This window comes from Variovorax sp. PBL-E5, assembly GCF_901827185.1.
GTDB lineage: Bacteria > Pseudomonadota > Gammaproteobacteria > Burkholderiales > Burkholderiaceae_C > Variovorax.
Genome location: NZ_LR594671.1, coordinates 683,811 through 701,281, shown reverse-complemented (window position 1 = coordinate 701,281; position 17,471 = coordinate 683,811). Strand labels below are relative to the sequence as shown.

Here is a 17,471-nt window from a genome sequence, read left to right as displayed (position 1 = left end):
TTAGCCCTCCAGGATGGCGGGCTCGCCGCGCGTCACCTTCTGCATGAAATCGAGCTTGAGCAGCAATTGCTTCATGCCTTCCACATCCAGGCGAGTGGTATTGTGGGAGTTGTATTCTTCGCCGTGCAATGCACGCGTGATGCGGCTCTCGCCCTCCTCGACGAACTTGGCGTAATTCAGGTCTCGGCCATCGGGCGGCACGCGGAAATAGTCACCCAGATCCTCGGCGCAGGCACGCTCTTCCTTGCTGAGAAGAGATTCGTACAGCTTCTCGCCGTGGCGCGAGCCGATGATGTCGACCGGATGTTCCTTCTTTCCCATCAAGTCCAGGATGGCTTTGCTCAGGATCTCCATCGTCGCAGCCGGCGACTTTTGCACGAAGATGTCACCATTGCCCCCATGCTCGAAAGCGTAGAGCACCAGATCGACCGCGTCGGCCAGCGTCATCATGAACCGGGTCATCGCGGGGTCGGTGATGGTGATCGGGTGGCCCTCCATCACCTGCTGCACGAAGAGCGGGATCACGGAACCACGTGAAGCCATCACGTTCCCATAGCGCGTGCCGCAAAGGACAGTGCCCGTGCCTTCAAGATTGCGGCTGGCGGCGACCATCACCTTTTCCATCATCGCCTTGCTGATGCCCATGGCATTGATGGGATACACGGCCTTGTCGGTGCTCAAAACGACCACGCGCTTGACGCCCGCGTTGACGGCATGTTCGAGCACGTTCTCGGCACCCAGCACGTTGGTGCGCACCGCCTGCATGGGATAGAACTCGCACGACGGCACCTGCTTGAGCGCTGCCGCATGGAAAACATAGTCGACGCCGCGCATGGCAGAGACCAGGCTGCGGCCGTCGCGCACGTCGCCGAGGTAGAACTTGAGCTTGGCGTCGCTGTAACGCTTGCGCATGTCGTCCTGCTTTTTCTCATCGCGGCTGAAGATTCGGATCTCGCCGATGTCGGTGGTCAGAAAGCGCTTGATGACAGCGTTGCCAAAAGATCCAGTTCCTCCGGTGATCAGGAGGGTCTTCTTGTTGAATGGCTTTTGCATTTCTGTGTTCAGGAGGCTGTGATGAGAATTTCGGGCGGATTCTCACTTTAACTGAAGCGGTGCTCGGTACTTCACGCTGAGGCTCGCACCGCGGCGAGGCATCAGGAGCATGTCGATAACGCTTGCTCAAGCACGCCCACGACCTTGTCCTGCTGCTCTTTCGTCAATCCTACCCAGAGAGGCAGACGAATCAGACTCTCCGATTCCCGTTCGGTGATCGTCAGGTCACCGTGCGCACGGCCAAAGCGCCGACCAGCGGGCGAGGAATGGAGCGGAACGTAGTGGAACACGGCCGAAACATCGGCTCGTTTCAACGCATCGAGCACCCGCTGGCGATCGATGCTCGGTTCCAGAAGCACGTAGTACATGTGCGCGTTGTGCTGGCATCCCTCAGGCACCGTCGGCCGTCTAAGGGCGCCACGGGCCTCCAGCGGCTGCAACATGGCGTGGTACCGGCTCCATACGTCGAGCCGGACCTGCGTGATGCGCTCGGCCTCCTCAAGCTGTGCCCAAAGAAAGGCAGCGACCAGTTCTCCGGGCAGGAAGGACGAGCCGAGGTCCTGCCATGTGTATTTGTCGACCTCTCCGCGAAAGAAGCGGCTGCGATCGGTACCTTTTTCTCGAAGAACCTCGGCGCGAAGGGCCAGCGCCGGATCGTTGACCAGCAATGCGCCGCCTTCGCCGGAGATCACATTCTTGGTCTCATGAAAGCTGAAGGCTCCGAGGTCGCCGATGCTGCCCAATGCGCGCCCTTTGTAGCTGGCCATGACGCCCTGCGCCGCATCCTCGACGACCTGCAATCGATGCCGCGCAGCGATCGCCATGATCGCGTCCATCTCGCACGCGACACCGGCATAGTGCACCACTGCGATGCCTCGCGTACGTGCAGTGATCGCATCCTCGATCAGCTTTTCATCGATGTTCAGTGTGTCGGGCCGGATGTCTACGAACACCGGAACACCGCCACGCAGCACGAAGGCATTGGCCGTCGACACAAACGTGTACGAAGGCATGATGATCTCATCGCCGGGCTGGATATCGAGCAGCAGCGCGGCCATCTCGAGCGCCGCGGTACACGAATGGGTAAGCAGCGCCTTGTGGCTGCCGGTGCGCTCTTCGATCCACCGGTGGCAGCGCGCTGTGAAGGGCCCATCGCCGGCGAGGCGGCCGTTGAAATGCGCCTCTGCGATGTGGTAAAGCTCCTTGCCCGTCATGTGGGGCCAGTTGAAGGGAATCCTGTTGCTCGTCATGTAGTGTCCTGCTCGTCTGGATGTCGATCGCGTGGCGCCGCTACTGTACGGCGCAACGATAGTGCGGCGGCTGTGAGCCGAGCTGCACCTCCCGGTCGACCCGTTGCAATTCGCTGCGATGGTGTTCGCGGCAATAGTCGCCAAGCAAACGCAGCGACTTGTCGGTGGCCAGCAGCGGCACGCCCTCGGTGCTCAGGAGCCGCGCAACCATGCCGCGGCCGCGCCGCTCCTCGGCGCTCGCCACCGAGAAGGGCGCCAGCGTGGAGACGCCCAGGCCATATAGCTGGTAGTGCATGGCTTCCTGCGAGGCGCCGAAAACCCGGTAGACCGCCTCAAAGGGAAATCCTACGCCCCAGATCACCACGGGGTCGGTCGGAAAGCCGGCGATCTGGCTCCGGGCGGCCGCGTCCGCCGTCCGGGTCGCGCGCGATTCGTCGAGCACTTGGACGGCGTTCGCAACCGTCGCCAGCGCCAGGGCCGTGCTGAAGACCCGCCCGCGCACCCCTTGCAGTCGGACGCCGCGCAGCATCGGCGCGAGTGCCAAAAGACCGACGGCCGGCAGATAGACACGGATGATTCCTGGCCGGCCGAAAAAGCCGATCGCAACGATCGCGGCGAGGAAGACCGCCCAGGCCAGCAGCATCCGGCGGCTGGGCCACAGCACCGTGCCGAGCACCGCGACGAGCACCAGCATCCGGAGGGCGCCGTGCCCCAGGGCCTGCATGCTGGCGTCCACATGGAAGCGATCGTGCGCCGGGCGCTCCGAGGCATCTGCCAAGAGGGCTTTCAGGCGAGCCGGATCGGCGATCTTCGGATCGACGAAGAACCATTGCTCCACGAGTTCGACGTCGTTCAGGCTGTAGCCGTGCCGTGCGGCGATCTCCGGATGCTCGCGCAGCGAGTCGCCGGCATGGAAGTCCGTCAAGCGCGCCCGCGCCGGGTTGAGAGCATTGAAGGGCTGCCAGGCCTCGACGCGGTAGGACGCCTCGTCGATCCACACGGCGGCGCCTATCGCACACATCACCACCACGATCGCAAGTCGTGCGGCGCCAGGGCGCAGCATGCGCCAGGACAGCAGGGGCAGCGCCACGGCCAGCACGAGCATGAACTCCTGGCTGCGGATCAGGAAGCTCGCGAAGGCCAGCAATACCGCGGCCGCCAGCAGCCAGCGCCGGCCATCGACCGCGAAGGCCAGCCATAGCGCCAGCGCCGCGATCGCCAACAGGCCGGCGTTGAGCGTGAACTGCGGAAAGAGGATCGGCCGCGCAAAGACCAGCGCGGCAGCGGCCAGGCTGGTCCAGGCATCGATGCCGAGCCTTCGCAGGCCGTACAGCAGGCCGGCGCAGGCCAGGAAGATGACGGCGATCGTCGCGATCGAATAGCCGAGCAGGCCGCCGACCGTCGGGATGCTGCGGGCCAGGTAGCCCCACAGCAGGTTCGAGAACATGAGCTGCGGCGCAGCGCCCGGTGCGGCGATGCCGTAGCCGTGGACGATCATGGACATCGCAACGTCGTCGTTGGTCTCCCAGCGCGGCGCGCACAGGCTCCAGAGCACGCCCATCAGCGCGGCCGCCAGGGCAAGCCCCAGCGCCAAATCGACGTGCTCGGAGCGCCGGCTCTCCGGCCGGGAACTAGCCACGCGCAATGACCACCGTGCCGACCACGATCAGGGCCATGCCGACGAGCTTGGCTGGCGTGACGGGCTCGTTCAGCAGCCAGGCGCTCAAGACCAGCACCACGACGAAGTTCAGGCTCATGAACGGATACGCATGGCTGAGCTCGAACTTGGTCATCGCCGCGATCCAGGTCAAGGATGCGAGGAAGGCGGCCGCCAGGCCCGAGACGATCCAAGGGTCGATCAGGACGCCGAAGATATAGCTCGTCTTGTCGGCGAACTCCAGCGGCAGCGGCCCGTGCGAAGCCACGCGCCACTTGAGCACCAACTGGCCGTAGACGGTGAACGCGATCGTGGCGGCGATGTAGAGATAGTCGGCGAGCCGGGCCATCATGCAGCGTCCTGGATGGCGAGGCCGAAGCCGGTGCGGCCGTAGCCGTTGCCGTTGTAGAACATGTAGCGCGCGCCGCCATGCTCCAGCACGAAGGGGTATTCGATCATCTCGGCATCCCAGCCCGCGTCGGACACGTCGATGCCGGTGTCCTGCAGGCGCAGCGTCCAGCCCTCCCCGTCCGCGCTCCAGGCATAGCCGATGCGGTAGCTCTCGCCCGCGCCGCTGCGGTACGAGAACCACATGTGCCAGCCGGCGGCGTCCCGGGCCACAGTGGGCCGAGAGAAGGCCTGCGCCTCCCCCAGCGCATAAGGGACGGCCAGGCCCCCGCGCTGCCAGCGATCGCCATCGTCGGATACGGCCCCCTTGATCACATGCACCATCTCGCCGTTGCCGCTGTCCCAACTCTCGGTGGAGCCGTACCACATGCGCCACCGGGCATTCGGCTCATCATGCAGCACCCAGGGATAGGAAAGACTCACCGAATCATCGGCATCCAGCGGCATGAAGGGCCCGTCGCCGTCCAGCGTCAGCCGCAATCGGTCGTCGACCCGCAGACGCCCGATCTCGCCGCGCCAGTGCCCGTCGGGCGGGTTCAGCCAGCCCATGAAGAGGATGTAGCGGCCCGTGGGCGTGCGGTAGCAGTTGCCGATGCTGACGCCATCGGCATGGAAGCTGCCAGCCGGGCCGTGCTCGAAGAAGGGCTCCGCATGCTCGTGCACGATCCGGCGGGCCACGATGTCGATGTCGACCGCACCCACCGACGAACGGTTGGCCGCATCGCGCCCGCTGTAGAACACGCGGTAGACGTCGCCGTCGAGCTGCACAGGCAAAGGGTTTGCAGCATGCGTCGAGAGCTTCGGATGGCGCCCCTCGCGCTGGGGATCGTAGAGCAGCCCGAGCTTTCTCCAGGCGCCCGTCATAGGCCGCGCAACCGGTGGCTCGGCACTTTCGAGCGCTCGGTGGCGGCGCCGAGGTACACCCCGCCGGCTTCGGCATCGGCGAGCATCAGCGCACCGGCACCGATCACGCAGCGCTCTCCGATCGTGATGTGGTCCCGCAACGTGGCATTGACTCCGACAAAGCATTGCTCACCGATCACCACCCCACCCGACACCACGATGTGCGAGGCCAGGAAGCAATGGTCGTGGACCACCGAATGGTGCCCGATGTGATTGCCGCTCCATAACGTCACGTTGTTGCCGATCTGCGCGAACGGCTGAATGGTGTTGTCCTCGAGGATGAAACAGTTTTCGCCTACTCGGCCGTCATTGAGCACAGTCGCCTGGGGGCTCACATAGCTGGCGATGACGTAGCCCTTGGCTTTCGCGGCCAGATACTTTTCCTTCCGGACTGCATTGAGCTTTGCATAGCTCAGGGCCACGAACATCGCGTGGTTGCCGGGTGGACATCGGTCCACGATGTCTTCGAACGGGATGACCGGCAATTCGCAGAACCGCGAGGCGTCCATGTAGGCCGCATCGACCGTGAACGCGACCACCTCGAATCGGGAATCCCTCTTGAAGTAATAGTGAGCCAGCTGAGCGATCTCGCCGGTACCGAAGATCACGAGACGCTCGGTCATACGAGCTTCCTCACCAGGATCGTAAATTCGTAAAGGCCGTAATCATGAAGCAGGGCAACGTTCCTGGCGTAACGCCGCTTGCAGCGATCGAAAAGCTGGCACGGGTCCGCGTAGTAGAGGTCTGCCCGCATCCGCTCCGGGTCCGAATAGGACGTCAGACAATTGAACGCGAAGCCCAGCCGGCTGCCGCGATCGAGCTGGTCGAGCGTGTCTTCGATGTAAGCCCGCCATTCTGCGTCGGTGCGCCCGAGCTTCACGTTGAAGATGCCGCTCGCAATGCTGTAGTCGCTCACGTCGTCCGCCGAGTTCGCCTGCAGCAGTCTCACCTTGGCGCGAGCTTGCAGGCGCTCGCGCGCCGCCTGAATCATTGATTCAGCGACATCCACACCCAGATAGCTGAAGTTGTGACCTTTGGCGACCAGATGGTCATGGAGGGCGCCGTAGCCGCAGCCCAGATCGGTCACCGAGTAGGGTCGGCCGCCGTCTATCACACGGCATAACTCCTCGAAGCGCGCCCTCTGCCCTTTCTCGTCATTCCAGTCCACGCCGCAAGGACTTTGGCCGTGCTCGTCCAGCTTGCTCGAATAGTAGCTTGCCACCTCCGACAGGATCCCCATTCTTTCGGACTCAGCCATGAATTGACTCCTCGCTCGGCTTGGCTTCGAAGTATAGGACGAGCGCACTGTCCGAACGCGCAAACAACTTCTGGAGCCAATGCAGCGGACTCATAGTCACGCGGTTGAGGACCATGCCAAGCACCGTCGGAAATTTCGTCTTGAAACTGACTTCGCGTCGCCCGGATTGCTTGGTCCGCTCCAGCGCCGACAACGTCAGCTTCGCGCTCTCGCTCTTGCGGACCAGGTAGTTGGACAGCGGCAGCAACAAGTTGGAAACAGGAAAAGTTAGGCCCGCCATGTGCAGGATTCTCCATCGGTTGCTCGCCGTGAGCTCGGCAAAGCTGGATCGGGTATACCTTCTGCAGTGCCCGGCTATGTCGTCCTCGATGCCCCAGTGCGACGGCGAGCCCGGCACGAAACCGATCATCAAGCCGGCCGGCCTCAGGATGCGGCTCGCGACCCCCATGAACCGAGCCTCCGCAGCTTCGTCGAGATGTTCCATGACCATACACGAGATGACAAGGTCAACGGGTTCTAGCTGGCCGGTCGGCAAACTCAGGAAGTCGTCGTTGATCGCGGCGAAACGCTGCTGAGCAATCTCTTGAGCGAATCGCGCATCCAGCATGGCAATGGTTCCGGAATCCAGATCGTAAGAACTTCCGCTCCAACCTCTGTCCAGCAACACCTGCGTGATCTCGCCGCTGCCCGGGCCAATCTCGACGAAACGGCCCGGCGTAAGCGGTGCGAGCCTCTCTTCGAGGTACATCAGCTGAAGGAGCGTACCGGGCGGAAGAACCGCAGGGCGATGGTTGCGCGAAATGGGGGGCGTCATCGGAGCCTCTTCTTCAGCGCTTGCGCTCGGCAAGAAATTCGGCCACCGACGCAGGCTCCTGGAACTTGAACCCCAAGAGCTCCTGCTCGAAGGGCGAGAGTCCGGCGACATCCAGGTTGCCGGGGATGCGGATCTGCTGCTTGAAATACGGAATGTTGAAGACGTGGTTGACCGCCCGCCGCTCATGGTCACTGCCGTTGAATCCGCCGGAATGGAAAACCATGGCATCCAGCAGAATGAATTGGCCGGCCTTCGCTTCGATCTGCACGGCATTCTTACGGATGTACTCTGGCGAAGCCAATGCGGCCAGCTTGTGCGACGCCGGAAGCACGAAAGTTGCACCGTTCTCCCGCGTGAAGTCATCGATGCAATACAGTGCATTGACCGCGAGCGGCGTGGACGATACGAAATGCTGATAAGGCAGATCTCGATGCCAAGCCCCTTGGTTGTAGCGCTCCTTCGGGGGATTGACGACGCCGTTCTGCTGGTTCAGCACGAACTTTCCGACGATGAGCTGTTGCACGGCACGAAGAAGGATCGGATTCGTGGCCAAACGCAGGAAGATCCCGCCTCCGTGGCTCACCAGCAAACGGATGTTGTTGTATTCGTCGATCTCCCGCAGCAGCGCTGCGCCGTGGTGCCTTACGTAGCTCTCGCGAACGATTTCGAAGGCGTCGGCAATGTGCTTTATTTCTTTCTCGGCGTATTCGGCATCGATGACCGCATAGCCGAGCGCACGAACCTGCTCGATGGCTTCATCAAGCAGCGTGTCGACCTTCGATTGCTGCAAGACGCCATAGAAGTCCGATGGAACATTCTCGAAAGTTCGGACGCTCATCGAATGGTCCCTCGTTCCGGGTTCGAGGCAATGATCTCTCGAACAATGGTGTAAGGACGCTGCTTGACCTCGGAGAAGATCTTGGCAATGTAGATACCTTGTACACCCAGGAAGGAAATGATGAGACCTGAAAACAGCCAGATCGACGCAACGATCGAGGTGTAGCCATCGGGTGGAGACGAGGCCGAGAAGTAGCGCAACAACAGATACAGGATATAGACCAGCGCGGAGACCGAGATCAGCAAGCCTGAATAGAAAGTAAAGACCAGCGGCAGGCTGCTGAACGCAGTGACCGCATTGACCAGGTGACTGATTTTTCGCGACAGCGAATAGGTGGTCGGGCTCGACGAACGCTTCTGGACCATGCGACGCGTTTGCCGGAAACCCGTGATGATCCAGAGCCCGCCGATGTTCAGCTCCCGCTCGCGATGCCGAAGAAGGGCATCGACATATCGACGAGTCATCAGGCGTGCAGTCACGATGTTGTCAGGTTGCGCAATGCCGGTGAGCAATCGGAACAGCTTGTAGAACGCCGCTCCCGTCACCCGCTCAACGCTGCCGCCCTTGCGTTTCGCTTGCACTCCATAGACCACATCGCTGGCATCCTCAGCCAACTGGCGCGAAAAGGACAAGAGCCATTCGGGCTCCTCCTCTAGATCGCTGTCAATCAGGAAGACGAAGTCTCCGATGGCTACATCAAGTCCGGTCATCATGGCCTTGTGATGCCCGAAGTTGCGCGACAAGTCAATGACGACTACATGCGAGTCCTCTTGAGTGAGCTGCACCGCCATATCGAGGCTTCGGTCTGGAGATCCGTCATTGACGAGGACGATTTCGTAGTCCTCGCCAGCGATCTCGTGCGCAGCAGCGCTCGCGCGCTGGTGGAATTCAGCGATATACGGCTCGGACTGATAGAGCGTTGCGACGATGGACAGCTTCATTTGCCGATGTACCTCATGAAGCCCGGCGCTTCCCGACCGCAGTTGAACAGAAGGTCGAGTATGGTCACCTCGTGCGTGAATTCGCCCCACAGTTGTGGATACTCGCCATAGCCCGAATAGTCGAACCAATGCAAGCCGATGCCACGCTGCGCAAAGATCGATTCGTCGACATAGTCCCTTGCGGACGGACCTGAGAAGTATTCGCTGGCGCCAGCCTGAACGCAAATGTCCGCCAGCCGTTCGGTCTTGCCTTCGCTCAGCGCGTAGTCGGACGAACTGCTGATCTTGGTCTCGATCTTAAGATAACCGCAGATCGCCTCGATCAAACGGCGATTGAGGACCGACAAGTGCGTCGGCACATCGCTGGAAAAATAGTATGGCGCAAGCCAGTCTGCAACCTCGTTGAAGCAGGCCGCGCGCTTGTAGTTTTGCTCGAAGGCTTTCCAATGAAGTTCGGCCCATGCCGTGCCATCGATCTCGGTGTCCTTGATCTTTTGCGTGTACTTGCCCTTGGCTATGACGGGGACGGTAAGCCAGTGGAGGCCTTGCGGCGTCTTGATCTGATTGCGATTGCGCCAGTCTCGACGCGTGTACTGCATGTCGTCGTACAGCACGAATTCGTCGACCCGCGCAATCAGATCGAAGTATCCCTTCCAGGGGATGTAATTGGATTGAACGATTGCGATCTTTCTCATTGTGTCGATTGCAATCTCATCTAATTTCAACGAAGTGCTCGGCAACTTCAAGCGTCACCGCCTGTTGATCTTTCGCTGACAGTTGCGGGGGCGCACCCGTATCGGGCCATTGAATACCCAACTTGGGATCGTTCCAGCGAATCGCGCGCTCGTACTGCGGGGCATAGAAGTCCGTCGCTTTGTACAGAAAGTCCGCTGACTCGCTCACCACCAAGAAGCCATGCGCGAAGCCTTCGGGCACCCACAGTTGCTTCTGGCTCTCCTCGCTCAACTCGACCCCCACCCATTGCCCGAAAGTCGGCGACGACTTGCGAATGTCCACCGCCACGTCATACGCAGCCCCGCGCACGACCCGCACCAGCTTCCCCTGCGTTTGCTTGATCTGATAGTGCAACCCTCTCAGCACACCCTTGGCAGATCGCGAATGGTTGTCCTGCACGAACTCCACATGCCGCCCGATCGCCTCGTCGAATGCCTTCTGATTGAAGCTCTCGAAAAAGAATCCGCGCGCATCGCCGAACACCTTGGGCTCGATGACGAGCACGTCCGGAATCGCGGTAGGCGTCACTTTCATGACCGGACCTCTTCAGCCAAAAGGTGGTTCAGGTACTTGCCATACCCGCTCTTCTCCAGCGGCGCGGCAAGCTTCGTCAATTGCTCTGCATCGATGAACCCATGCCGCCACGCAATCTCCTCCGGGCAAGCAATCTTCAACCCCTGCCGATGCTCCAGCGTCGCGATGAATTGCCCGGCCTCCAGCAGGCTCTCGTGCGTCCCCGTATCCAGCCACGCATAGCCGCGCTGCATGATCTGCACATTGAGCTGATCGCGATCGAGATACGCCTGGTTCACCGCCGTGATTTCCAGCTCGCCCCGCGCACTCGGCTTCACGGCCTTCGCAATGTCGATGACCTGGTTGTCGTAGAAATAGAGCCCCGTCACCGCATAGCTGCTCTTGGGCCTGGCTGGCTTTTCCTCGATGCTGCTGGCCTTGCCGTTGGCATCGAAGGCCACCACGCCGTAGCGCTCGGGATCGTGCACGTGGTAGGCGAACACGGTGGCGCCGGCCTGCTTCGTATCGGCATCGGAGAGCAGATGCACGAAGTCATGTCCGTAGAAGATGTTGTCCCCCAGCACCAGCGCGCTCGGCGCATCCCCGATGAACTTGTCGCCGATGAGGAAGGCCTGCGCCAGGCCGTCCGGGCTCGGCTGCACCGCATATTGCAGGTTGATGCCCCATTGGCTGCCGTCGCCCAGCAGCTGCTGGAAGCGCGGCGTGTCCTGCGGCGTGCTGATGATCAGGATGTCGCGCATGCCGCCGAGCATCAGGGTGCTCAGCGGGTAGTAGATCATCGGCTTGTCGTACACCGGCAGCAGCTGCTTGCTCATCGCGAGCGTGGCGGGATGCAGCCGCGTGCCGGAGCCGCCGGCCAGGATGATGCCTTTGCGTTGCGTCATGTTGTCGTGGTCTTCTCTGTCTGCGTGAAGCTCAGAGCGTCTCGCGCAGCATGCGCGCGACGCCTTCCTGCCAGGGCGGCAGGCGGAGTCCGAAGGTCGATTGGAATTTGCTCGTGTCGAGCCGCGAATTGTGCGGGCGCACTGCCGGCGTCGGAAAGGCGCTGGTCGGCACGGGGTCTACTGCGGCGGGCGATGCCTTGAGCGCAACGCCCGCGGCCTCGGCCTGTTCGAGCACGAAGCGCGCGTAGCCATGCCAGGTGGTCTCGCCGTCGGCGACCACGTGATAGAGCCCTACTTTGGCCGGATCGCGCAAGATGTCCCGGATCGCATGGGCGGTCACATCGGCCAGCAGTTCGGCGCCGGTCGGCGCGCCGAACTGGTCGTCGATGACGGTGAGCCGCTCGCGCTCCTTGGCCAGTCGCAGCATGGTCTTGGCGAAGTTGCCGCCGCGCGCCGCGTAGACCCAGCTGGTGCGAAGGATCAGATGCCGTGCACAGTGCGCGGCCACCAGTTGCTCGCCTTCGAGCTTGGTGCTGCCGTACACGCTCAGCGGGCCGGTGGCATCGTCTTCGCGCCACGGCGTGCTGCCGCTGCCGTCGAACACGTAGTCGGTGGAATAGTGAACCATCAGGGCACCGACCTGCTGCGCCGCTTCGGCGACCACGCCCGGCGATGTCGCGTTGAGCTTGCGCGCGACATCGGGCTCGCTCTCGGCCTTGTCGACGGCGGTGTGCGCCGCGGCATTGACGATCACGTCGGGCCGCACCTGGCGCACGGTGTCCGCCAGTTGCTCGGGATGGCTGAAGTCGGCGTGCAGCTCGGTGCTGTCGAAATCCAGCGCCACCAATTCGCCCAGCGGCGCCAGGCTGCGCTGCAGCTCCCAGCCGACCTGGCCGCCCTTGCCGAGCAGCAGCAGCTTCATGCCGCGGCCTTTGCGGGTGCCGCGTCGTAGTGCTTCTGCACCCAGTCGCGGTAGGCGCCGCTTTGCACGTTGCGCACCCATTCGCCGTGGGCCAGGTACCACTCGACGGTCTTGCGGATGCCGGTGTCGAAGGTCTCGGCCGGCTTCCAGCCGAGTTCGCGTTCGAGCTTGCGCGCGTCGATCGCGTAGCGGCGGTCGTGGCCGGGACGGTCGGTCACATAGGTGATCTGTTCGCGGTAGGGCTTGCCGTCGGCGCGCGGGCGCAGTTCGTCGAGCAGCGCACAGACCGTGTTGACGATGTCGATGTTGGGCTTCTCGTTCCAGCCGCCGACGTTGTAGGTCTCGCCGAGTCGGCCCGCTTCGAGCACACGGCGAATCGCGCTGCAATGGTCCTTGACATAGAGCCAGTCGCGCACCTGCATGCCGTCGCCGTACACCGGCAGCGACTTGCCGGCGAGCGCGTTGACGATCATCAGCGGGATGAGCTTCTCGGGGAAATGGAAGGGGCCGTAGTTGTTGGAGCAGTTGGTCGTGAGCACCGGCAGGCCGTAGGTGTGATGCCAGGCGCGCACCAGGTGGTCGCTCGCGGCCTTGCTGGCCGAGTAAGGGCTGTTGGGCTCGTACTTGTTCTCTTCGGTGAAGGCAGGGTCCTTGGCGGACAGCGAACCGTAGACCTCGTCGGTCGAGACATGCAGCAGGCGGAACGCCGCTTTCGCATCGGCCGGCAATGCGCTCCAGTGGCCGCGCACGGATTCGAGCAGGCGGAAGGTGCCGAGCACGTTGGTCTGCACGAAGTCCTCGGGCCCATGGATCGAGCGGTCGACATGCGACTCGGCCGCGAAGTTGACGACCGCGCGCGGCCGGTGCTCGGCCAGCAGGCGGTCGACCAGGGCGCTGTCGCCGATGTCGCCCTGCACGAAGACGTGCTTCGGGTTGTCCTTCAGCGACGCCAGGGTCTCGAGATTGCCGGCATAGGTGAGCTTGTCGAGGTTGACGACCGCTTCATCGCCGTGGGCGAGCCAGTCGAGTACGAAATTGGCGCCGATGAAGCCGGCGCCGCCGGTCACGAGGATCATGCGGATTCCCTGCAGTTTGGAATGAACGACCGCCCGCCGACGATCGGGCGGGATTATCTCATCGCCCTCGGGATGGGCCGCCACGCTGACGGCATTGTCAGGCTCGCGTCATTGGAGGCGGCCCTTGGTTAAGCAACGGTAAAGCCTGGAACTCGATGCATCGGCGCCGGCTCCGAAATTGCAAAGCCGTGAAAAACGGCGAAGACCGACCTTCGAGGATGGAACCATGAGCGGCATGCGCTTCGACGAAATCGTGTTCGTCGACAATTTCTTTCGCTCGCCCGACAACGCATTGCCGTCGTATCCGGCGAACCGGCAATTTCTTTTCAAGGCCTTCGGGCTGCCGGCCGGACGGCTCGGCCTCCAGTGCCGGGAGGTCCATGCCCGCTCCGAAGGCGGTACGCTCGACGTCGGCGCGATGATGGATGCGCTGGCGCTGCCGCGCAGCGCGGCGGGCTGGGCCCGCACCTGCGCGGCGGACCTGGCGCCGCTGCTGGACGCGGGACTGCTGCCCCGGCTCGCGCCGCGCCAGTTGGTGATCGGCTGGGGCATGCCGCCCTCCCTCATGCATTGGGTCGACCGGCAGGGCGCCTCCTTCATCGACATCGAGATCTCGCCGGTCCGTTTCGCATCGCACCTGGCCTTCTGCGCGCGCACCAACGATCGGCAGATCGAAGCCGTACTCGCGGGCTGGCGCATCGACGAGGAAGCGTTCTGGAACGAAGCCACCGCGACGCACGGCTACTTCTCGCGCCGCAGCGCCTCGCAGCTCTTCCACCGCGGGCTGCGTGTCGGGCTGTTCTGCGGCCAGAGCGCGATCGACCTGGCGCTGGTGCGCGACGGCAGGATCGCGCGCCCGATCGAGGTGCTCGACCCGGTGCGGGAGCTGGCCCGGAGCGTCGATCTCCTGGTGATCAAGCCGCACCCCTACGAGCCCGACCTGCGGCACCTCGCCGAACTCGCGGCCCCGATCCCCAACACGGCCTGGACCGACGCCAACATCTACGCGCTGCTGTGCGCGGACAACGTCGAATTCGTCTGCGGACTCTCGTCGGGCGCGCTGCACGAGGCGACCTACTTCATGAAGCCGGCCGTGCACCTGATTGCCTCCGACAGGAACAGCCGCGGCCACCTGCCGGCAAGCTGCTCGGACTGGATGCCGGTCGGCCCGGGCATCATGTCGCTCGAAGCGCTCGCCGGCATCGTCGCCGGCGCGTCCGACATGCCGCCGCGCGCATCCCGCTTTCCGGACGACGCGCTGGACCGCGCGTTCGCCCTGCGCTGGGGGCGGGATGCGCAAAACCCGGGGCTGGTCACGCCACCCGTGCCGACGCTCGGCGCGGTCCACGATCTGCGGGCCGCCGGACCGGCGCGGAACTGGCTCAGCTTCGGCTGGCGCACGATCGACGGCGTCGGGGTGCTGACTGCCGGCGAACGCGCCTGCGTCGTCATCCCGCTGGAGGCCGGATCCCTGGCCGGCGCCTCTTTTCTTCACGCGCATGTCGAAGGCCTGCTGTCCGCGCCGGCAGCGGCACGGCGGCCGCTCGTGCGTGCCTGGATCGACGGGCACCGTGCCGACGTGCAGGCGATGCCGGGCGGCGGCGTGCGAGCCAAGGTGCGCCTCGACCTCTCGATCCGCCTGAATGCGGACCCTGCGCCGCGCGTGCTCGTGCTCGAGTTCGAGATGGCCGGCGATGGACGCGCAAGCTTCGAGCTGCAGCGCCTGGGCGTGCGGCCGACCGCAAGTCCGGCGGCCAGCGCCGCGATGCCCTCGGCCGCCTCGGCCATCGCGGTCATGGCGGCGCTCATCTTCCTGGGCGTGTTCAGCTCTGCGCTGCTGCGCGCCAGCAGCGCCGATCCCGAAGCCGAAGTGACCGGCGCGGCGCAATGGACCCAGATCAAGAGCACCCTCACGACCCCGGTCGAGTGGGTCCGCGACGACCTCCATCTGCTGCTGCGGCAGCATCGCGGCTGACGCATGGGCATCCCGCTCTAACAATGGGCCGCCCCGTGGCCTAAAGTCGAATGCTTCGCCCACCGAGATCACATCCATGGAAAAGCCCAACCCCAAGAACGAAGAGGCCACCGCGGCCGCCGATCGCATCAAGGACTCGGCCCAGCAGATCTGGCTGGCCGGCCTCGGCGCCTTCGCCAAGATGCAGCAGGAAGGCAGCAAGGCTTTCGAAGCGCTGGTGAAAGACGGCGCCGGCGTGCAGAAAAAGACCCAGCGCGCCGCCGAGGAAACGCTGGCCCAGGCGCAGGCCCGCATGGCCGGCCTCGCCAGCGAGTTCGGCACCAAGGCCGCGGGCGGCTGGGGCAAGCTCGAGACCATCTTCGAAGACCGCGTGGCACGCGCGCTCGACAAGCTCGGCACGCCTTCGGCCGAGCAGATGGCCGCGCTGCAGGCGCGCGTGGAAGCGCTCGAAGCCCAGCTGCGGCGCACGGATACGGCGGGCCATGCAGCGCCTCGACCGGCACGCAAGACCGCGGCACGCAAGTCGAGCGATGCCGCCGCGGCCAAGCCCCTGCGGCGCCGCGCAACGCGCGGCAGTTCGGGTACCTGAGGCGTCCTGAGCATCGCCTGACTGTCCCCGGCCGCCATCGACCTTCGACATCGATTGCCCGGCCGCCCGGGACTTGCGCTAGAGTGCCCCCAGAGACAACCAGGGGCTACGACATGGCCAAGAAAGCGCCACGCCGCACTGCGCAACGCATCCTCGAAGCCGCGCTTGACCTGTTCAACCGCTTCGGGGAGCCGAACGTCTCGACGACGCTGGTGGCGGGCGAGCTCAACATCAGCCCGGGCAATCTCTACTACCACTATCCCGCCAAGGACGAGCTGATCAACCGGCTCTACGAGGGCTACGAGACCGAGCTCAACGAGTTGCTGCACGCAAGCGAAGGCGTGCACGACGTCGAGGATGCGTGGTTCTTCATGCACAGCCTGTTCGAGCTGATCTGGCGCTACCGCTTTCTCTACCGCGACCTGAACGACCTGCTGAGCAAGAACCGGCATCTCGAGACCCAGTTCCAGCTGGTGCTGAAGAACAAGGCGCGCGCCATCCGCGCCTTGCTCGCGGGCATGAGCCACGCCGGGCACCTCGACATCGATGTGCACGAGGTCGACCCGCTGGCTCAAAGCATGGTGGTGGTGCTGACCTACTGGCTCAGCTACGAGTACGTGCGCAATCCGCGCGAGGCGCTGGAGCCCGCGCACGCGCAGGGCGCGCTGCTGCGCGGCGCGCACCATACGCTGCACCTGCTGGCGCCCTACCTTGCGACCGAACAGCGGCGGCATCTGCTGACGCTGAGCAATGCCTATTCCGGCGAAGATCAACCTGCAACGGTCTGACACGTCCACGCATGCCCCCTCCGGATCTTCAACCTCTCTCGCTGCTGCCGGCCGACCAGGCGGCCGATGCCCAACCGTGGACCCGGCTCCCATACCAGGACGTGCCCCGCTTCGACGCCGCCTCGCTGCTCGCGCAATGGACGCGGCTGCACGCAGGCCAGGGCCTGCAGCCGCCCGCGCCCGGACCGCTGGCGGAGGGCTGGGCCCACTACCACGGCGGCGACTTCGAGCGCGCCGCCGCCATCGGCCTGCAGCACGGCCACGACGGGCTCGCGCTCGCCAACCAGGCGACGGCCATCTATGCCAACTACCTCGAGCCGCGCGAAGCGGTGCGGCTGGCGCTGTTCAGGCAGGTGGCCGAACGTGCCACCGCGCAATCCGGCGAAGAGCCCGAGAACTGCCAGGCGCTCTACTGGCAGGCCTACGCGCTGGGACGCTACAGCCAGGGCATCAGCGTCGCGCGCGCGCTGGCGCAGGGCCTGGGCGGCAAGGTCAAGAATGCACTCGAACGCGTGATCGCGCTGCAACCGCACCACGCCGACGCGCACATCGCGCTCGCCTCGTTCCACGCCGAGGTGATCGACAAGGTCGGCGTGCTGGTGGGCCGCATGACCTACGGCGTGCGCACCGAGACCGCCATCCAGCTCTTCGAGCGCGGGCTGCAGCTCCATCCCCATTCGGCCTGCGCGCTGATGGAGTACGGCCGCGGCCTGCTGATGCTGCACGGCGATTCGCGCATGGCCGAGGCCACGCGGCTCTACGAGCGGGCCTCGGCGCTGGAGCCGGCCGATGCGCGCGAGCGGCTCGACGTGGAACTGGCGCGCGCCGGGCTCTTCGACTGAGTTC

At 64.1% G+C, this 17,471-nt stretch carries 19 protein-coding genes; 4 read left to right on the top strand and 15 right to left on the bottom strand.

The features are described 5' to 3' along the window. From WDLP6_RS03460 to rfbB, 15 genes are all read right to left on the bottom strand, one after another. On the bottom strand, positions 1 to 1,053 hold the full coding sequence (locus WDLP6_RS03460; protein WP_162591219.1) for a polysaccharide biosynthesis protein: 1,053 nt from the start codon (positions 1,051 to 1,053) through the stop codon (positions 1 to 3). A gap of 101 nt (positions 1,054 to 1,154) precedes the next feature. Further along, complete coding sequence (gene rffA / locus WDLP6_RS03455) at positions 1,155 to 2,303, bottom strand: dTDP-4-amino-4,6-dideoxygalactose transaminase (protein ID WP_162591218.1); 1,149 nt, start codon at positions 2,301 to 2,303, stop codon at positions 1,155 to 1,157. A gap of 40 nt (positions 2,304 to 2,343) precedes the next feature. Further along, positions 2,344 to 3,942 carry a hypothetical protein gene (locus WDLP6_RS03450; RefSeq protein WP_162591217.1) on the bottom strand — a complete coding sequence of 533 codons (1,599 nt, stop codon included), beginning with the start codon at positions 3,940 to 3,942 and terminating at the stop codon, positions 2,344 to 2,346. Then, the gene (locus tag WDLP6_RS03445) at positions 3,935 to 4,312 is read right to left on the bottom strand and encodes an EamA family transporter (protein WP_232076950.1); all 378 of its coding nucleotides are present in this window, start codon (positions 4,310 to 4,312) and stop codon (positions 3,935 to 3,937) included. Before WDLP6_RS03445 ends, WDLP6_RS03450 begins: the two co-directional genes overlap by 8 nt. Then, on the bottom strand, positions 4,309 to 5,232 hold the full coding sequence (locus tag WDLP6_RS03440; RefSeq protein ID WP_162591215.1) for a hypothetical protein: 924 nt from the start codon (positions 5,230 to 5,232) through the stop codon (positions 4,309 to 4,311). The genes WDLP6_RS03445 and WDLP6_RS03440 overlap by 4 nt, the downstream gene beginning before the upstream one ends. Further along, the gene (locus WDLP6_RS03435; RefSeq protein ID WP_162591214.1) at positions 5,229 to 5,894 is read right to left on the bottom strand and encodes an acetyltransferase; all 666 of its coding nucleotides are present in this window, start codon (positions 5,892 to 5,894) and stop codon (positions 5,229 to 5,231) included. The genes WDLP6_RS03440 and WDLP6_RS03435 overlap by 4 nt, the downstream gene beginning before the upstream one ends. Then, positions 5,891 to 6,529 (bottom strand): class I SAM-dependent methyltransferase, encoded by a 639-nt coding sequence (locus WDLP6_RS03430; protein WP_162591213.1) that lies wholly within the window; start codon positions 6,527 to 6,529, stop codon positions 5,891 to 5,893. Before WDLP6_RS03430 ends, WDLP6_RS03435 begins: the two co-directional genes overlap by 4 nt. Beyond that, a complete protein-coding gene (locus tag WDLP6_RS03425; RefSeq protein ID WP_162591212.1) occupies positions 6,522 to 7,343 on the bottom strand; it encodes a methyltransferase domain-containing protein in 822 nt (273 codons plus the stop codon). Before WDLP6_RS03425 ends, WDLP6_RS03430 begins: the two co-directional genes overlap by 8 nt. A 13-nt stretch (positions 7,344 to 7,356) precedes the next feature. Continuing rightward, a complete protein-coding gene (locus WDLP6_RS03420) occupies positions 7,357 to 8,181 on the bottom strand; it encodes a phytanoyl-CoA dioxygenase family protein (RefSeq protein ID WP_162591211.1) in 825 nt (274 codons plus the stop codon). Continuing rightward, positions 8,178 to 9,122, bottom strand: a complete 945-nt coding sequence (locus tag WDLP6_RS03415; RefSeq protein WP_162591210.1) for a glycosyltransferase family 2 protein — start codon at positions 9,120 to 9,122, stop codon at positions 8,178 to 8,180. The genes WDLP6_RS03420 and WDLP6_RS03415 overlap by 4 nt, the downstream gene beginning before the upstream one ends. Continuing rightward, positions 9,119 to 9,817: a WbqC family protein gene (locus WDLP6_RS03410; protein WP_162591209.1), complete on the bottom strand. Its 699-nt coding sequence runs from the start codon at positions 9,815 to 9,817 to the stop codon at positions 9,119 to 9,121. Before WDLP6_RS03410 ends, WDLP6_RS03415 begins: the two co-directional genes overlap by 4 nt. Positions 9,818 to 9,833: 16 nt before the next feature. After that, positions 9,834 to 10,391, bottom strand: a complete 558-nt coding sequence (gene rfbC, locus WDLP6_RS03405) for a dTDP-4-dehydrorhamnose 3,5-epimerase (protein WP_162565792.1) — start codon at positions 10,389 to 10,391, stop codon at positions 9,834 to 9,836. Then, entirely contained in the window at positions 10,388 to 11,275 is an 888-nt protein-coding gene (rfbA, locus tag WDLP6_RS03400) for a glucose-1-phosphate thymidylyltransferase RfbA (RefSeq protein ID WP_162591208.1), read from the bottom strand. Before rfbA ends, rfbC begins: the two co-directional genes overlap by 4 nt. Before the next feature lie 31 nt (positions 11,276 to 11,306). Continuing rightward, a complete protein-coding gene (gene rfbD, locus WDLP6_RS03395; RefSeq protein WP_162591207.1) occupies positions 11,307 to 12,197 on the bottom strand; it encodes a dTDP-4-dehydrorhamnose reductase in 891 nt (296 codons plus the stop codon). Continuing rightward, on the bottom strand, positions 12,194 to 13,273 hold the full coding sequence (gene rfbB, locus WDLP6_RS03390) for a dTDP-glucose 4,6-dehydratase (protein ID WP_162591206.1): 1,080 nt from the start codon (positions 13,271 to 13,273) through the stop codon (positions 12,194 to 12,196). Before rfbB ends, rfbD begins: the two co-directional genes overlap by 4 nt. 226 nt (positions 13,274 to 13,499) lie before the next feature. Here rfbB and WDLP6_RS03385 point away from each other — a divergent pair, with 226 nt between their 5' ends. The 4 genes from WDLP6_RS03385 (at position 13,500) to WDLP6_RS03370 (ending at position 17,467) form a co-directional block, all read left to right on the top strand. Then, entirely contained in the window at positions 13,500 to 15,248 is a 1,749-nt protein-coding gene (locus WDLP6_RS03385) for a hypothetical protein (protein WP_162591205.1), read from the top strand. 76 nt (positions 15,249 to 15,324) lie between these two features. Continuing rightward, a complete protein-coding gene (locus tag WDLP6_RS03380; RefSeq protein WP_162591204.1) occupies positions 15,325 to 15,837 on the top strand; it encodes a phasin family protein in 513 nt (170 codons plus the stop codon). A 113-nt stretch (positions 15,838 to 15,950) separates the two neighbouring features. Further along, on the top strand, positions 15,951 to 16,625 hold the full coding sequence (locus WDLP6_RS03375; RefSeq protein WP_162591203.1) for a TetR/AcrR family transcriptional regulator: 675 nt from the start codon (positions 15,951 to 15,953) through the stop codon (positions 16,623 to 16,625). 11 nt (positions 16,626 to 16,636) lie between these two features. Further along, the gene (locus WDLP6_RS03370) at positions 16,637 to 17,467 is read left to right on the top strand and encodes a hypothetical protein (protein ID WP_174259843.1); all 831 of its coding nucleotides are present in this window, start codon (positions 16,637 to 16,639) and stop codon (positions 17,465 to 17,467) included. Positions 17,468 to 17,471: the final 4 nt, after the last annotated feature.

Bases quoted from the DNA above. Each gene is read 5' to 3' on its own strand.
- WDLP6_RS03460 (WP_162591219.1), bottom strand. From the start codon at position 1,053: ATGCAAAAGCCATTCAACAAGAAGACCCTCCTGATCACCGGAGGAACT.
- rffA (WP_162591218.1), bottom strand. From the start codon at position 2,303: ATGACGAGCAACAGGATTCCCTTCAACTGGCCCCACATGACGGGCAAG.
- WDLP6_RS03445 (WP_232076950.1), bottom strand. From the start codon at position 4,312: ATGATGGCCCGGCTCGCCGACTATCTCTACATCGCCGCCACGATCGCG.
- WDLP6_RS03440 (WP_162591215.1), bottom strand. From the start codon at position 5,232: ATGACGGGCGCCTGGAGAAAGCTCGGGCTGCTCTACGATCCCCAGCGC.
- WDLP6_RS03435 (WP_162591214.1), bottom strand. From the start codon at position 5,894: ATGACCGAGCGTCTCGTGATCTTCGGTACCGGCGAGATCGCTCAGCTG.
- WDLP6_RS03430 (WP_162591213.1), bottom strand. From the start codon at position 6,529: ATGGCTGAGTCCGAAAGAATGGGGATCCTGTCGGAGGTGGCAAGCTAC.
- WDLP6_RS03425 (WP_162591212.1), bottom strand. From the start codon at position 7,343: ATGACGCCCCCCATTTCGCGCAACCATCGCCCTGCGGTTCTTCCGCCC.
- WDLP6_RS03420 (WP_162591211.1), bottom strand. From the start codon at position 8,181: ATGAGCGTCCGAACTTTCGAGAATGTTCCATCGGACTTCTATGGCGTC.
- WDLP6_RS03415 (WP_162591210.1), bottom strand. From the start codon at position 9,122: ATGAAGCTGTCCATCGTCGCAACGCTCTATCAGTCCGAGCCGTATATC.
- WDLP6_RS03410 (WP_162591209.1), bottom strand. From the start codon at position 9,817: ATGAGAAAGATCGCAATCGTTCAATCCAATTACATCCCCTGGAAGGGA.
- rfbC (WP_162565792.1), bottom strand. From the start codon at position 10,391: ATGAAAGTGACGCCTACCGCGATTCCGGACGTGCTCGTCATCGAGCCC.
- rfbA (WP_162591208.1), bottom strand. From the start codon at position 11,275: ATGACGCAACGCAAAGGCATCATCCTGGCCGGCGGCTCCGGCACGCGG.
- rfbD (WP_162591207.1), bottom strand. From the start codon at position 12,197: ATGAAGCTGCTGCTGCTCGGCAAGGGCGGCCAGGTCGGCTGGGAGCTG.
- rfbB (WP_162591206.1), bottom strand. From the start codon at position 13,273: ATGATCCTCGTGACCGGCGGCGCCGGCTTCATCGGCGCCAATTTCGTA.
- WDLP6_RS03385 (WP_162591205.1), top strand. From the start codon at position 13,500: ATGAGCGGCATGCGCTTCGACGAAATCGTGTTCGTCGACAATTTCTTT.
- WDLP6_RS03380 (WP_162591204.1), top strand. From the start codon at position 15,325: ATGGAAAAGCCCAACCCCAAGAACGAAGAGGCCACCGCGGCCGCCGAT.
- WDLP6_RS03375 (WP_162591203.1), top strand. From the start codon at position 15,951: ATGGCCAAGAAAGCGCCACGCCGCACTGCGCAACGCATCCTCGAAGCC.
- WDLP6_RS03370 (WP_174259843.1), top strand. From the start codon at position 16,637: ATGCCCCCTCCGGATCTTCAACCTCTCTCGCTGCTGCCGGCCGACCAG.